The sequence below is a fragment of the Oleidesulfovibrio alaskensis DSM 16109 genome (assembly GCF_000482745.1).
In the GTDB taxonomy this organism is placed as follows: domain Bacteria; phylum Desulfobacterota; class Desulfovibrionia; order Desulfovibrionales; family Desulfovibrionaceae; genus Oleidesulfovibrio; species Oleidesulfovibrio alaskensis.
Map to the genome: position 1 here is coordinate 379682 of NZ_KI519494.1, position 14286 is coordinate 393967.

13 protein-coding genes and 2 pseudogenes are annotated in these 14286 nt (G+C 60.1%); 4 read left to right on the plus strand and 11 right to left on the minus strand.

Going from position 1 to position 14286, the window contains the following annotated elements; all coding sequences use genetic code 11:
- The 6 genes and pseudogenes from H586_RS20855 to ahbB form a co-directional block, all read right to left on the minus strand.
- Window positions 1-702, minus strand: a pseudogene (locus tag H586_RS20855) (chemotaxis protein CheA); the annotation flags it as partial.
- Window positions 703-867: 165 nt separating this feature from the next.
- A complete protein-coding gene (locus H586_RS0113750) occupies window positions 868-1260 on the minus strand; it encodes a cytochrome c3 family protein (protein ID WP_011368930.1) in 393 nt (130 codons plus the stop codon).
- A 242-nt stretch (window positions 1261-1502) separates the two neighbouring features.
- Window positions 1503-2252: a precorrin-3B C(17)-methyltransferase gene (gene cobJ, locus H586_RS21240; RefSeq protein WP_234702980.1), complete on the minus strand. Its 750-nt coding sequence runs from the start codon at window positions 2250-2252 to the stop codon at window positions 1503-1505.
- Between the two features lie 27 nt (window positions 2253-2279).
- Window positions 2280-3590: pseudogene (locus tag H586_RS21245) on the minus strand (cobalt-precorrin 5A hydrolase); the annotation flags it as partial.
- On the minus strand, window positions 3512-4780 hold the full coding sequence (hemL, locus tag H586_RS0113760) for a glutamate-1-semialdehyde 2,1-aminomutase (RefSeq protein WP_027182348.1): 1269 nt from the start codon (window positions 4778-4780) through the stop codon (window positions 3512-3514). The pseudogene H586_RS21245 and the gene hemL, both read right to left, overlap by 79 nt.
- A 56-nt stretch (window positions 4781-4836) precedes the next feature.
- Window positions 4837-5313, minus strand: a complete 477-nt coding sequence (gene ahbB, locus H586_RS0113765; protein WP_027182349.1) for a siroheme decarboxylase subunit beta — start codon at window positions 5311-5313, stop codon at window positions 4837-4839.
- A 157-nt stretch (window positions 5314-5470) separates the two neighbouring features.
- Here ahbB and H586_RS0113770 point away from each other — a divergent pair, with 157 nt between their 5' ends.
- A complete protein-coding gene (locus tag H586_RS0113770; protein WP_027182350.1) occupies window positions 5471-6463 on the plus strand; it encodes an NAD(P)H-dependent glycerol-3-phosphate dehydrogenase in 993 nt (330 codons plus the stop codon).
- A 45-nt stretch (window positions 6464-6508) separates the two neighbouring features.
- Here H586_RS0113770 and H586_RS0113775 read toward each other — a convergent pair whose 3' ends face one another.
- The 4 genes from H586_RS0113775 to H586_RS19360 all read right to left on the minus strand — a co-directional run bounded on the left by H586_RS0113775 (window position 6509) and on the right by H586_RS19360 (window position 9675).
- Window positions 6509-6808, minus strand: a complete 300-nt coding sequence (locus H586_RS0113775; RefSeq protein ID WP_011368925.1) for an AzlD family protein — start codon at window positions 6806-6808, stop codon at window positions 6509-6511.
- The gene (locus tag H586_RS0113780) at window positions 6805-7551 is read right to left on the minus strand and encodes an AzlC family ABC transporter permease (protein ID WP_027182351.1); all 747 of its coding nucleotides are present in this window, start codon (window positions 7549-7551) and stop codon (window positions 6805-6807) included. The genes H586_RS0113775 and H586_RS0113780 overlap by 4 nt, the downstream gene beginning before the upstream one ends.
- A 101-nt stretch (window positions 7552-7652) precedes the next feature.
- Window positions 7653-8051 (minus strand): secondary thiamine-phosphate synthase enzyme YjbQ, encoded by a 399-nt coding sequence (locus tag H586_RS0113785; protein ID WP_027182352.1) that lies wholly within the window; start codon window positions 8049-8051, stop codon window positions 7653-7655.
- 52 nt (window positions 8052-8103) lie between these two features.
- Entirely contained in the window at window positions 8104-9675 is a 1572-nt protein-coding gene (locus H586_RS19360; RefSeq protein ID WP_051364031.1) for an ABC transporter substrate-binding protein, read from the minus strand.
- Between the two features lie 150 nt (window positions 9676-9825).
- Between H586_RS19360 and selB the strand changes: the two genes are divergently transcribed.
- From selB to rsgA, 3 genes are all read left to right on the plus strand, one after another.
- Window positions 9826-11760, plus strand: coding sequence for a selenocysteine-specific translation elongation factor (gene selB, locus H586_RS0113795; RefSeq protein WP_027182353.1), 1935 nt, complete (start codon window positions 9826-9828; stop codon window positions 11758-11760).
- Between the two features lie 500 nt (window positions 11761-12260).
- A complete protein-coding gene (locus tag H586_RS0113805) occupies window positions 12261-12797 on the plus strand; it encodes a GNAT family N-acetyltransferase (protein WP_011368919.1) in 537 nt (178 codons plus the stop codon).
- Window positions 12798-12806: 9 nt separating this feature from the next.
- Entirely contained in the window at window positions 12807-13871 is a 1065-nt protein-coding gene (rsgA, locus tag H586_RS0113810) for a ribosome small subunit-dependent GTPase A (protein ID WP_202795140.1), read from the plus strand.
- 89 nt (window positions 13872-13960) lie between these two features.
- Here rsgA and H586_RS0113815 read toward each other — a convergent pair whose 3' ends face one another.
- A complete protein-coding gene (locus tag H586_RS0113815; protein ID WP_027182355.1) occupies window positions 13961-14227 on the minus strand; it encodes a hypothetical protein in 267 nt (88 codons plus the stop codon).
- Window positions 14228-14286 lie beyond the last annotated feature (59 nt).

Consider the following 14286-nt stretch of genomic DNA (forward strand, 5'->3'; position numbering starts at 1 on the left):
TTCTGCTTCGGGAGCCGCCGCGTTCTGCTGCGTTCCGGCGGAAGCCTGTTCCAGCAGAGCGTCGATGTCGTCGGCGGAAAGCGGATCACCGTTTTTCTGCGCGGCGGGTGCCTGCGGCTGCTGCGGTGCGGCTGCTGACGCCTGTTCGATGAGCGCATCCAGATCGTCGATGTCGGGCGCGTCCGTTTCATCGCTGGTGCCTGAATCCGGCGCGGCAGGCTGTTCTTTTTGCGCGGTGTCCTGCACCGCTTCGTCCATGGCTCCGTTCAGCAGGGCATCCAGATCATCCAGATCGTCATCCTGCGAGGGTGCGGGAGCACCCACATCGCCCAGAAGATCATCCATGTCAGACATGTCAGGCATCTGCAGTTCTTCGTTGGGGTCGACCACGGGTGAACCTCCTGATGCTGAACCGGCGCTGCCGGCAGAGGGGGCGTCCTGTTCCAGATCATTCAGCAGGGCATCTATATCGTCTTCATCGTCTGCGGGTTTCCTTGCGGACGGGGTGGTGCCGCTGTCGATCTCCAGATCATCGAAGCCTTCGATGGAATCAAGACCCGCATCGTTATCCAGCAGGTCTTCCAGCTCTTTTTCAAAATCAGCGGCATCGCTGTCCGTACTGCCGGGAACAGATCCTTTTTCGACGATTTCCGTCAGTTCGATGATATCGTCTTCTTCGTGCAGGGGGCCCTGTGGTGACATGGCGTACCTTCAATCTGAGGTTGAGGGTATCCGTCCGGCTGCCGGAGCGCCGCGGAGCGGAAAACAGCAACAATCTGTATCGTCAAAAAGATAAGCATACATCGCGCCGTAACGCAAGAGGCCGCCCTTTCGGGCGGCCTCGAACAAGCAAATCCGGACCAGTGCCTAGGGGTGGCACTTGGACTTTTTGCAACCGGTCAGTTCCTTTTTCAGGTCCTTGTCGCTGCCTGCAGCTTCAAGGTGGCAGGACATACAGGTGGCAACAGTGGTGGCCTTTCTGTCGTGGATGATTTTGTAGTAAGAATGGACAGACTTGTCCTTCTTGTCAAAAACATCGTGACAGCCGGCGGTGGCACACTTGGCAAGATTTTCCTTGCCGTCAACGGGGTGGTGGCAGTCGGCGCACTGGTAGCTGGAGTGGCTGGAGTGGTTGAAGATCACCGGCATTTTGGTGTTTTCCATCTTCAGACCGTCGGCAGGTGCTTCCGCGGCGATGACGGGCAGCGCAAAAGCGGCTACCAGTGCCAGCACCATTACGGCAAACAGCGATTTCCTCATAACTGTGATACCTCCTTCACAAGGTATGTTAAATAATTTGGGCAATCCTAGAGCTACACCCCACTTCTGTCAAGCAGGGGCGCTGGTTAGCAAAGGGTCTGCGCGTGAAAAAAAGTGCAAGCGACCTTGCGGGGCATGACCTGCGCTGTGCCCGCGGGGGGCAGATGCGCGTACCTGCGGCGGGCACAGCGCAGGCTGCATTGCGCGGCGTGCAAAGCGCAGATGCCTGCGCCGTGTCCGGCTCAGCGGTATTTTTTCATGTATCCGCGGGGTGTCACCATGTTGCCCCGTATTATTCTGGTGGTGCTGTTGCCTATGATCACAATGGAGAGCATGTCCACCTGCGCCGGTTCGAAAACCGACAGAGGGGCAACCGAAACAGCCTGTTCCGGCCTGTTGGCCTGCCGTACCAGTCCGACAGGTGTTTCGGGCTGTCTGTAGCGGCGGGCCGTTTCCAGCGCATGCTCCAGCTGCCAGTCGCGTTTTTTTGAGCGCGGGTTGTACAGCACCACAACGAAATCAGCTTCCAGTGCGTTTTGCAGGCGCTTTTCGATAACTTCCCAGGGGGTGAGCAGGTCACTCAGGCTGATGCAGGCGAAATCGTGCATCAGCGGTGCGCCCAGCAGCGCCGCAGCCGCAGAAAGTGCAGGCACTCCTGCGATGACGTGCACGGGCAGATAGGCGTCCATTTCTTCGATCAGTTCATAGATAAGTCCGGCCATGGCATAAATGCCGGGATCGCCGGAGCACACCACTGCCGTGGCCCTGCCGGAAAGAGCAGTTTCAATGGCCTTGGCGCAGCGTTCCATTTCGCCCATCATGCCCGTGGCAATGATTTCGCGTCCGGCAAGAATATCGTCCGGCACCAGTTCAACATAGCGGGTGTACCCTGCTATGACTTCTGAAGCCCGCAATGCGTCCGCAGCCTGCGGGGTGAGCAGCTGCGGGTCTCCGGGGCCCAGACCGACGATGTAAAGAGGTGCGGGGTGCATGGTGTATTGCTCCTGTGCCACGGCAGCGGTCACGTCGCCGTCGGCTGCTTTGGGTATGATAAGATGTGCCGCGGCATGCTGTGTGCAGCGGCATTCATTGTTTGTCCGCGCTGCCAGCAGGGCGGCAGCCTCCGCCACGGAAGGGGTGCCCACGGCTTTCAGCGGTCTGGACGACGGGTTGGGTACCGCAATTGCGGCCAGTGCGGCAGAGGAAAAAAAGATAACGGGCACCCCCAGCCTGCGGGAGGCCTCGTGCATGGCCGGTTCAGCCCGTTTAGCCTCCACGCTTGCCAGCGATGCCAGTGCCAGCGGAGTGATGTCATGCGCTTCCAGCAGCCGCAGCAGGTGTTCAGCCGCTCTTGGCGCGGGCACGTTTTTGCGGCAGCCCAGACCTGCATGAAGAATGCGCGGATGCAGTACCAGCCTGTCTGCAGGAGCGCGCCGGGCAGCCGATGCATGGATTGTCACCAGTACGGAGGGTAGTGCCGCGTACCGGTTGTCCAGACTGTGTTCGTCGGTGTGAATGAACAGGCCGCAGGGGTGATTTTTCAGCTTCAGCAGGTCGTGGCGGTCGGCAACGGCCACCTGCCGCCCTTCCAGCAGTGCGGCGTTGACGTGCCGTACTGCGGTCAGCCGGGCTATGGCCATGTTGTTTTCCGCCGCCAGCAGATCGAGTGACGGCAGTCCTTCGGTATCAGTGGCGGTGGTGATGACAGGTGTGCCGCCGGTCATGGCGGCTATGCGGCAGGCAAGGGCGTTTGCTCCGCCGAGATGTCCCGAGAGCAGGCTGACGGCGTGGAGCCCCTGCTGGTCCAGCACCACCACGGCGGGGTCGCGGTCTTTGCCCTGCAGCAGCGGCGCTATGCTGCGCACGGCTATGCCGCATGCCGCGATAAAAATCAGACCGTCATAAACAGAAAACGCATGCCGCACGGCATCGGCAAGCCGGAGAAAACGCTCTGTGCGGGGGGCGGTTGTGCTGTCTGCAAGACCGGCAAGCCGGTGCGGCAGAAACAGGTCTGCCTGCAGATGCGGGCAGAGCCGCGCGGCCAGCTGTATTCCCTGAGGAGTCAGTGCAAAAACACACAGCCGTGACGTATGTGTGCCGCCGGAATCTGTGCCGGAGACGTCGTGCAGGGAACGGGGTGTGCTGTTCATGATGTTGCCGTGCGCAAAGGTGAAAAAAGCCGGAGCACCGTTCAGGCGCTCCGGCAGCATAGCATTGTTGCGGGGGCGGGACCATACCCGCAGGAGTTGCCCTAGAAGGTGACGTTGCGCACTGCTGCGAGCATGGCCGCAAAGTCGTCTTCGGTGTGGGCCAGCGACACCATGGCGCATTCAAAACCGGACGGGGCAAGGTAGATGCCCTGATCACGCATCTGCTGGTAAAAGCGGGTGTAGAGCGTGCCGTCGGCTTTTTTGGCGCTGTCATAGTCAGTCACCGGTTCTTCGGTGAAGAAGATGGTGAACATGGAGGCCAGACGGTTGACTGTCACGGGTACGCCCTTGGCCTTGAGAATGGCTTCTATTTCAGAAGCAAGCGCGTCCACACGTTTTTCCAGTGCGGGATAGTCGGCTTTTTTCAGTTCAGCCAGCGTGGCGATACCTGCGGCCATGGCCACAGGGTTGCCTGCCAGAGTGCCGGCCTGATACACATCGCCGCAGGGAGCGATGCGCTCCATTATCTCGCGTCTGCCGCCATAGGCGCCCACGGGCATGCCGCCGCCGATGATTTTGCCCAGTGTGGTCAGGTCGGGGGTGATGCCGAAATACTGCTGTGCCCCGCCGTAGGACAGCCGGAAGCCGGTGATGACCTCGTCGAAGATAAGCAGCGCGCCGTAGCGGTCGCACAGATCGCGCAATCCCTGCAGAAAACCGGCGGCGGGCCGTACCAGTCCCATATTGCCCGCCATGGGCTCCACGATGACTGCGGCGATGTCTGCGCCGTGGTTTTCAAACAGGGCTTTTACGCGTTCAAGGTTGTTGTAGGGGGCCAGCAGGGTGTCCGCCACCACTGTGTCGGGCACGCCGGGGGTTCCCGGAATGGAAAGCGTTGCCACTCCGGAACCTGCGCTGGCCAGAAAAGCATCGCCGTGGCCGTGGTAGCAGCCCTCAAATTTAATCAGTTTGTTGCGGCCGGTGTAGCCGCGCGCAAGGCGCAGGGCAGACATGGTGGCTTCTGTGCCGGAGCTGACCATGCGTACCATCTCAATGCTGGGCACGGCGTCCACCACGGCTTCTGCAAGGCGGATTTCGTCTTCGCAGGGTGCGCCGAAACTCGACCCCTTGTCCACGGCTTCGTGGATGGCCTTGTTGACGGCGGGGTGGGCATGGCCCAGCAGCAGCGGCCCCCACGATTCCACAAAGTCGATGTATTCTCTGCCGTCAACGCTGTACAGCTTGCTGCCCTGCCCGCGTTCTACAAACACGGGGGCGCTGTCTACGCTCAGACAGGCGCGCACGGGGCTGTTCACCCCGCCGGGAATAAGTTTCTGGGCGCGTTCGAAAAGATTTCTGGAACGTTCCATGATGCGGTATCCTTGTCATGCCCGCGATTGTGCAACCGCGGATTTGCTCCTCCGCGCTAGAAATAGGTCATGGAGGTTTTTTTCAGTTCTTTCAGGCTGTTCAATACAGCATATTCTTCCAGCGCAGTTTCTTTGCGCAGGGTGTCAATCACTTCAAGATATTCGTTTTCGTGCCGCCCGTGGATCATGGTGTACAGCGTGTAAGGCCAGTCCGGCGCGGTACTGGGGCGGTAGTAGACATGCGATATGAGCCGGTGCTCGGCGGCCTGTCTGCCCACTTCGTCCACGGTGTCTTTGTCGACAATCCATGTTACCATGGCGTTGTGCGTGTAGCCTGCCTTCTGGTGCTTAAGGCTGGCGCCGAAACGGCGGATGGAGCCTTCTTCCTTCATGCGGCGCAGCAGAGCAAGCACTGTCTGCTCGTCGGTGCCTGTCTGTTCGGCGATATCGGCATACGGCGTTGCGCTGTCCGGCAGGTTCTTCTGCACAATGCGCAGAATGGCGCGCTCGGTGTCTGTAAAAGTCTGAGCCATCTCGCGTCCTCGTGATAGGGTTGCGGTTCACGCTGTTGATACCTGTTCAGGCGCGGTGTTGCAACCATGCAGCCGCACTTGAGCCCGGACGCTGTTTGCAGTATGTGCCGTGTGCGTGGCACCGCCGCTGCATAACTCTGCAAAAACGGGGAGACCCATGAAAATAGCCGTAGCCGGAGGCGGAAGCTGGGGGAGCGCTCTTGCCCATCTGCTGGCCGCCAATGCCTGTGACGTGACGCTGCTGGTGCGCGATGCCGTACAGGCCCGCCGTATCAATGCCGACCATGTGAATCCCGATTATCTGCCGGATGTGGTGCTGCACAGTTCTGTGCGGGCCACTGTGGATGATGCCGAAGCGCTGGATGGTGCCGGTCTGCTGCTGATGGCCGTGCCGTGCCAGCATTTTCGCAAGGTGCTGCAAAGATTGCGGCCGCTGCTGCCGCCGGAGCCGGTTGTGGTGTGCGCCAACAAGGGCATAGAGGTGGAAAATCTGTGCACGGTTTCAGAGGTTGTGGCGCAGGAGCTGGAAGGCACCGGCCACACTTTTGCCATGCTTTCCGGACCGTCTTTTGCCGCCGAAGTCATGCGCGATATGCCCACCGCGGTGGTGCTGGGCTGCAGGGATGCCGCCACAGGACGCCGGCTGCGTCATATTTTTTCGTACGGGCTGTTCCGCACGTATTCCAGCACGGACGTACGCGGAGTGGAGCTGGGCGGGGCGGTTAAAAACGTCATCGCCATTGCGGTCGGTCTGGCAGACGGGCTGGGGTTCGGCCATAATGCCCGTGCGGCGCTCATCACCCGCGGGCTGGCAGAAATGAGCCGTCTGGGTGTGGCCATGGGCGCGCGGGCTTCCACGTTTATGGGGTTGTCCGGCATGGGCGATCTGGTGCTGACCTGCACCGGAGACCTTTCCCGTAACAGGCAGGTGGGGTTGAAGCTTGCGCAGGGCATGACTCTGGAAGAGGTGACCAGAAGCATGCGCATGGTGGCGGAAGGCGTGAAGACCACCGAGGCCGTGCACACTCTGGCGGCGCGGCTGCAGGTTGATCTGCCCATTACTTCGGCCATGTATGATGTGCTGCACAGCGGTAAAAATCCGCGTGATGCCGTGCGCGAACTGATGAGCAGGGAGCTCAAGGAAGAGTAGGGCGCCGGATACGGATTGCTGCCGTGCTGCATTGCCCGCCGCGGGTTACAGCGCGCGGCTGAGCGCCATGATAACCACGCCGCTGAGCATGGCTGCCAGCACATTGCCGGTCAGGCGCATGCAGGCGATGGTGCAGGCGGAGGCAAACCACCCCCAGGGGCCGAGGCTGACCGAGGCTGGCACCACAATGGACAGCAGTATGGTGCCCGGCAGTGCATCCATGAACCGGCGCGCCCTGCCGGTATCCGGAAGTTTGCCTGCCAGCAGCAGCCCACCGAGGCGCAGGGCGTAGGTGGCTGCCGCAGCCAGTATGACGGCCAGAAAGGCCGCGGTGTTTTCCGTCATGTCTGCTTTCTGTCCTTTCCCGCCGCGTGTGCGGGCATCAGCGCGGCGCACAGGGCGCCGCTCAGGCCTCCGGCGGGTATGTACCATTTGCTGCCGGGAACAGCCTGTTCCACAACCAGAGCCACGGCCGCGGCAGTCAGCCACGGCAGCAGGTCTCTGCCGCCCCGCCAGAAGCTGCACAGCAGTGCGGTGAACACGGCTGTAAACGCGAAATCAAGCCCCAGACGCTCGGGGTTGCCCAGCAACGCCCCCACCTGATTGCCGAACAGCGAACCGGCACACCATGCCATCAGAATGCACAGGCCGCCGCCGAGCATGAAGTATGTGTCCACGGGACGCTTTGAGGCCGCAGCCAGCGTGACGGCCCAGTTTTCGTCGGTGACCAGATGCATGACAAGAGCCTTGTGGGTCAGTGTGGTTCCGGCAAAAAGCTGACGCAGTGATGCCCCGATGAGCAGATAGCGTGTGTTGATCACCAGAACCGCCAGCGCTATTTCCGCCACCGGCAGGGGCGGTTGCCACATATCCACCATGACAAACTGTGCAGACCCGGCAAAGATGGTCAGGTTCATGAACAGCAGCTGCCCCCAGCCGATACCTTTCTGGGCTGCCAGCAGGCCGAAAACGCTGCCGTAAGCGGCTACGCTGGCCGCCACGACGAGGTTGGCGGCAAAGCCTTTTTGCAGCTGGGAAAACGAAGCGGGCAGCGGGGATGAAGGGGATGGCGGGGATGAAGGCTGCAACGGATATCCTTCCGTGTGTATGTATTGGCAGAAAAAAGTCTGCCGCGGCATGAGCGGACAAGAGCATGCTGCGGCAGGCGATTATCGCAGCGGGACAGCTGTCAGCTGCCGGCCATGAACTGCATCCATACCGTGCGTTGCCGCGGACCGTCAAATTCGCAGAAATACACTTTCTGCCATGTTCCCAGCATGATGTCACCGTCTTCAACAATAAGCATCTGTCCGCACCCGAACATGCCTGATTTGATGTGCGCGTCGGAATTGCCTTCGGCGTGGCGATAGTCGCCATGCCGCGGAACGAGCTTGTTCATGTTTGCGGTGATATCGCGCGCGACATCCGGATCGGCCCCTTCATTTACTGTTATGGCGCCGGTGGTGTGAGGGCAGTATACAAGCAGCGCCCCATGGCGCCAGCCCTGTTCGCCTGCCAGTCTGCGGATGTGGGCGGTGATGTCTACAAGCTCTTCGCGGCGGTGTGTCTGAACGTGGAATGTTATCAAAACAGAATCCTTGTGTGATTTCGCCCCGCTGCGGCTGCTGTGTTGCGGCCGGTCAGTCGTGGCGGACGTGGGCGCCGTAAAACCGCACAACGCCTGTGGCGTCCAGGCGCAGACCGGTAACGTCGACGGAATGCGCCAGCAGTTCGCGGTTGTAGACCAGCGGAATCCACGGGGCGTCATTTCTGATAAGCCGTTGTATGCGCCGGTAGTGTTCCTTGCGGATTCCGGGGTCTGTTTCCTGCTGGGCTTTTTCTATCAGCCGGCTGACTTGGGGGTTGGTATAAAACGCCCTGTTCTGGGCATGGGGTGTCACGGCATTGTGAGGATGGAACAGCGGGTAGAAGAAGTTGTCGGGATCGCTGTTGTATCCGCCCCAGCTGATGATGCACATATCGTGCTCCGCGTTGCCGGTGGCTTTCAGGTGTTCGGTCCATTCGGTGTAGCGGATATCCAGACGCACGTTGACGGCTGCCAGTTCATTTCTGATAAGAGCTTCGATTCCTTCGGGGTAAAAAGGGCGCGGACAGAAATACAGCGTGGCGGTGAATCCCTGCGGATAACCGGCCTGTGCCAGCATGTCACGCGCGGCCGCGGGATCGTAGACATAGGGGGGCAGGGTTTCGTCATAGGCCCATACCGTTTCGGGAATGACGTTGTGCGCCACCACGGCGGTGTTGCCGTAGATCAGAGTCTGCATGGGGATTTTATTCACGGCCATGTTCAGAGCTCTGCGCACTGCCGGATTGTCAAAAGGGGGCTTTTGCGTGTTCATGGCCAGATAGGCTATGCGCAGACCGGTACGGCTGGAAAGCTGTATGGAGCTTTGAGCTGATGCATGGCGGGCTATGTCACTGGTCACTCCGTCAAAGGCATCAATGGCGCCGACGTTAAGTGCGGTAAGCCTGTCCGATGCTTTGGGTATGACCTCCAGCACCACGGTATCCAGCTGAGGGGCGCCCCGCCAGTATTCCGTGTGGGCCTTCAGCACTATTCTTCTGCCTTTTTCCCACGTATGCAGACGGAAAGGCCCTGTACCGGCGGGAATATCACCGCCGGCAGGACTGATGACCGAAGCGGTGGCCATGGACATATTGTGCAGAAAAGGCGGGAACGGCGCATCCAGCGTTATGAGCACGGTGTGGTCGTCGGGGGCGCTGACGGCGGTGATGTGGCGGAACGTGAACCGTGACACGCCGGAATCTCCGGCGAAATCAGAATGTTCCGGATCGATCTGCCGCATGAACGACTGCACAACGGCCTGTGCGGTAAGCGGCGTGCCGTCGTGAAACACGACCCCGTGCCGCAGGTGGAATGTCCAGCGGGTACCGTCGGCGGAGCTTTCCCACGAACGGGCCAGCGCAGGCACTATTTCCGTGCCGCTTTCTGCCACGGTGACCAGCCCTTCGTATATGTTGGCGATGACCTTGGTGGATTCAAGGTCCGGTGCGCGCGCCGGGTCCAGAGTCACGGCATCGCTGGCCCGCGCAAAAACCAGCGAACCGGCCGCGGCCGCGGGCTGCGGGGCGAACGCCGCAAAAACGGTCAGCATTGCCGCAAATAGCGCAGCAATGCCCATCATGTGCCGCGCCGCCGCAAAGTGAGGACGCGCTGTGGACTCAGGCATGTGTGCTTCCTGTTTTTTTTACTCTAGCCCGCGGGTGCAAGTGGCGCCATGATATTGCCGGGCAACCAGCGGTTGTTACCGGCCCGAATTTCTCATACAACCGTAAAGGCCGTTTCATCAAGCGGCACAGACGCATAGCAGGAGGAATGCATGCCTGTAGTCATGGGTACGGCTGGACATATCGATCATGGCAAGACAACGCTGGTCAGGGCGCTGACGGGTATAGACTGTGACAGGCTGGGAGAAGAGAAACGGCGCGGCATAACCATTGAACTGGGGTTTGCGTTTCTTGACCTGCCGGATGACAGACGCCTGAGTATTGTCGACGTTCCGGGGCACGAAAAATTTGTCAAAAACATGGTGGCCGGAGCATCGGGCATAGATTTTGTCATGCTGGTCATTGCCGCGGATGAAGGGGTGATGCCCCAGACGCGGGAGCATCTTGAAATCTGTTCGCTGCTGGGCATACGCACCGGGCTGGTGGCACTGACCAAAGTGGATATGGTGGACGAAGAGTGGCTGGGGCTGGTGCAGGAGGATGTGGCGGAGTTTCTGGAGGGGAGTTTTCTGGAGGGGGCTCCGGTTTTTCTTGTTTCCGCCGCTGCCGGTACCGGAATGGATGCACTGCGCGGGCATCTGGCGCAGATGGAAAAAGAACTGCGTCCCGAACGGCGTTCCGACCTTTTCCGGCTGCCCGTCGACAGGGTGTTTACCATGCGCGGCCACGGTACGGTGGTTACCGGTACCATGATTTCCGGTTCCGTGACTCTCGGAGACGAGATAGAGCTGATACCCGGCGGCAGGCGTACCAAGGTGCGCGGGTTGCAGAGCCACGGTGCCACGGTGGAGGTTGCCCCCGCGGGCAGGCGTACGGCAGTGAACCTGTCGGGTCTGGACGTGGATGATATCCGCCGGGGCGATGTACTGGCGCTGCCGGACACGCTGCATCCTTCCGAGGTATGGGACGTGCGCATGACCTGTCTTTCTTCTGCCTCCACTCCGCTGAAGAACAGAACAGAAGTGCACTTTCACCATGGTTCACGCGAACTGCTGGCGCGTCTGTATTTTCCGGACAGAGACCGCCTCATGCCGGGCGATACCTGTATCTGTCAGGTGCGTTTTCCCGAACCGGTGGCCGCCGTGTTCGGCGACAGGTGCGTCGTCCGTTCGTTTTCTCCGCTGCGGACAGTGGCCGGGGGCGTGGTGCTGAATCCGGCATCTGCCATGCTGCGCCGCCGCGATGCACGGTTTGACGAAAAGCTGGCGCTGCTGGAAGAGCTGAATGATGCCGACAGCGAACGGCGCATTGCCATTCATCTGGAACTGGCCGGAGACGCCGGTTGCAGTTTCAGCCTGCTGCGTGTGCTGACGGACATGGAATCGAAACGGCTTGAAAAGACGCTGGTCAAACTGGGCAGTTCACAGCAGGCTTTTGTTTTTGATAAAGAAGACCGGCGGTATGTTTCCGGTGGTGCGGTGGAGCGTCTTTCCTCTTCGTGTGTGGACTATCTGGAGGCGTATCATCGCCGCGAACCGCTGCGGCAGGGGCTGGTGCGCGGAGAACTGGCTTCCGGCTGGGGCCGGGGGCTGCATCCCAGACTGGTACACTTTATCACCGAAAGGCTTGTCCGCACCGGCAGGCTGGTGGCCGAGCAGGACCTGGTGCGGCTGCCGGGGCATACCGTGTCGCTGGCGGCCGATCAGCAGGGGCTGCGCGAGACTCTGGCGGCGGCCTATCGTCAGGGGGCCACGGCTCCGCCCAATGTGAAGGATGTGCTGGACCCGCTGGGGCTGACGTATAAAGAAGCCGCCGGTGTGTTCAAGCTGATGCTGGACGAAGGGGTGCTGATACGTGTGAAGGACGGGTTGTTCTACGATGCCGGTGCCATGGAGCAGCTGAAGGCCATGCTGGAAAAATGGTTTACGGCCAATGAAGATATCGGCCCCAATGAATTCCGCGAGCTTACGGGCCTGTCCCGCAAGTACGTCATTCCGCTGCTGGAATATTTTGACAGGGAACGCGTGACCATGCGTATAGGCGATAAGCGTGTGCTGCGCAGAAAGACCCGGAATGATCCTGCATGAAAAACAGTGAGAGCATGATATGACCACGGGCTGCGGGGCGAAACTCCGCAGCCCGTTCTGCCTGTGCCGCGCGTGGTGGTGTGTCTGCCCGTGCGGTCGGGGCTTGACCTGCCTGCCGCTTTACTGTGTAGATTCGGCACAGGGAAGCTGCGGGAATGTGCGGGGGACCGCTGATGACGGCGCTGCCGCTGCTGTATCAGCTTCCGTATCTGCTCAGAGGGGCGGCACCCGCCGGATGCGGTGCGGCCGCGTTGTACCGTTTTATAATGTGGCTGCATGTCTGCCGTCACGTATGTCCGGACATCTGGTCGCACGTCTGGCCTGATATGGGCCTGATACGGGCCGGATGACTGGCCGGATAGCTGGCCGGACATTTAGCCGCACGTATGTCCGGACATCAACGCATGATGATTGAGTTGGTTTTTGGTTTTCGCAGCGAGCGGCCAAATCGTGCGGACGGTCCTGATCGGCCGTAACCGCTATACAACAGGGTGGTTCTGATGGATATTACCGTGCATCGCACCGGAAGCAACGAGGCCATAATCAATCTTTTCACCCGTACGTTTGCAGATTCGGAAGGTGAAGCGGAAGGACAGGTGATAGGCGGGCTGGTGCATGACCTGCTGACGACTACGGCGGAAGAAGATATTTACTGCGTCACCGCAACTGAAGACGGTGAAGTTGTCGGGTGTATCATTTTTACCCGTCTGACATTGACAGACGGCCCCGTGGCATTCCTGATGGCTCCTGTAGCTGTTCTTACCGGCTGTCAGGGAAAAGGCACAGGGCAGATGCTGATAAAAAGCGGCCTTGAAAAATTGAAGGAGCACGGGGTGGAGCTGGTTTTCACATACGGCGATCCTGATTTTTACGGCAAAACCGGTTTCAGACCGGTGAGCGAAGATGTTGTCCGTGCTCCGCTGAAACTGACCTACCCTGAAGGCTGGCTTGGACAGTCTCTTGCCGGTACCGGCATCCGGCCTGTTGCCGGCAGATCATACTGTGTTGAAGCGTTTAACAAAGCAGTTTACTGGTGATTTATGGATATGATGCAGGCGCAATGCGATCTCGCCCGTCTGGGCTGGGGGCCTTTTTTTCAGCAGCAGCTGAGTATTGAAGAGTGGGAGGAGGCTCTGCCCGCGCGCGTGGCGGGGCTGAATCGTCATATACTGGGTCTTGTGACGGAAAACGGTCCGGTTCAGGCGGCTGTGCCGGGCAGCTGGTACACCGGCGGGCCGGAAGACGTGCCCACAGTGGGCGACTGGCTGCTGCTGGACCGCCGGACAAGCCAGCCGGTGCGCCTGCTGGAGCGTAAAAGCTTTCTGCACCGCAGAGCGGCGGGGCGCGAGGCAAAAATTCAGGCGCTGGCAGCCAACATAGATACACTGTTCATAGTTACTTCATGCAACGATGATTTCAATCCTTCGCGCATAGAACGGTATCTTACACTTGCCATGGGATCGGGGGTGACACCGGTTCTTGTTATTACCAAGGCTGATCTGGTTGCTGATGCGGATGAATTCATCGGGCGGGCAAAAGCCATCAGGCAGGATCTGGACGTGTGCGTGCTCAATGCTCTGGATGCCGGTTCTGCGGCCGTTCTGGAAAACTGGTGCGGCAAAGGGCAGACTCTGGCGCTTGCAGGGTCGTCGGGTGTGGGCAAGTCTACGCTGGTCAACACCCTGCAGGGAGAGCATATCCAGTCCACAGGTGCCATACGGGAACACGATGCCAGAGGGCGCCACACTACCACCGGACGCAGTCTGCATATGCTGCCTTCCGGAGCTGTTCTCATTGATACTCCGGGCATCCGCGAGCTGCAGCTTGCCGATGTCGGACAGGGACTGGCATCGGCATTTGACGATATCGAGCAGCTGGCCGCGGGGTGCCGTTTCAATGACTGCACCCACGACCATGAGTCCGGTTGTGCTGTTCAGGCTGCGGTGCTCAGCGGCGAGCTGGAACTGCGCAGGCTTGAAAACTACCGCAAAATAAGGGCGGAGCAGCAGCACAATGCGCTGAGCGTGGCGGAAAAAAGGGACAAGGCCCGGAAGTTCGGCAAGATGTGCCGGAACGCCGTGGCCATGCAGCGGAAAAAACGCCTGCGGTGATAGATGGGGCTGTCGTTGCGGGGCAGCCCGCCGGGCCATGACCCTGCAAGCCGCTATGGCAGACCTACGGCCGCAGGCTTGCTGCACCCTTACAGCAGCAGGCTGCGGATAGTGGTCAGAATGCCGGTTGTTAACGATCTGCGGGGCTGCGGAGCGGCAGCTGCAGGGTCGGGGCAGGCATCCAGCCGCCTGCGCAGAGCCTGAAATTTATCTTCAAGGCGCTGTTCGGCGCGTTGACGGCGGCGGGCGGAACGTTCGTGTTCCTTGCGTATGCGCTGCATGGCTTTCTCATGGGCCTGTTGCAGCGGGGCAATGACATCCGGTACGGAGTCGTGTGCGGCAGTATGTCTATCCATCTCCAAACCTCGCAAGGCTGACTTTCGCCGGCTGGCATCGGGGCCCCCCCCTAGATGTG

Excerpts from the sequence above, each read along its gene's own strand:
- H586_RS0113750 (WP_011368930.1), bottom strand. The coding sequence starts at position 1,260 with ATGAGGAAATCGCTGTTTGCCGTAATGGTGCTGGCACTGGTAGCCGCT.
- cobJ (WP_234702980.1), bottom strand. The coding sequence starts at position 2,252 with ATGCACCCCGCACCTCTTTACATCGTCGGTCTGGGCCCCGGAGACCCG.
- hemL (WP_027182348.1), bottom strand. The coding sequence starts at position 4,780 with ATGGAACGTTCCAGAAATCTTTTCGAACGCGCCCAGAAACTTATTCCC.
- ahbB (WP_027182349.1), bottom strand. The coding sequence starts at position 5,313 with ATGGCTCAGACTTTTACAGACACCGAGCGCGCCATTCTGCGCATTGTG.
- H586_RS0113770 (WP_027182350.1), top strand. The coding sequence starts at position 5,471 with ATGAAAATAGCCGTAGCCGGAGGCGGAAGCTGGGGGAGCGCTCTTGCC.
- H586_RS0113775 (WP_011368925.1), bottom strand. The coding sequence starts at position 6,808 with ATGACGGAAAACACCGCGGCCTTTCTGGCCGTCATACTGGCTGCGGCA.
- H586_RS19360 (WP_051364031.1), bottom strand. The coding sequence starts at position 9,675 with ATGCCTGAGTCCACAGCGCGTCCTCACTTTGCGGCGGCGCGGCACATG.
- selB (WP_027182353.1), top strand. The coding sequence starts at position 9,826 with ATGCCTGTAGTCATGGGTACGGCTGGACATATCGATCATGGCAAGACA.
- H586_RS0113805 (WP_011368919.1), top strand. The coding sequence starts at position 12,261 with ATGGATATTACCGTGCATCGCACCGGAAGCAACGAGGCCATAATCAAT.
- rsgA (WP_202795140.1), top strand. The coding sequence starts at position 12,807 with ATGATGCAGGCGCAATGCGATCTCGCCCGTCTGGGCTGGGGGCCTTTT.
- H586_RS0113815 (WP_027182355.1), bottom strand. The coding sequence starts at position 14,227 with ATGGATAGACATACTGCCGCACACGACTCCGTACCGGATGTCATTGCC.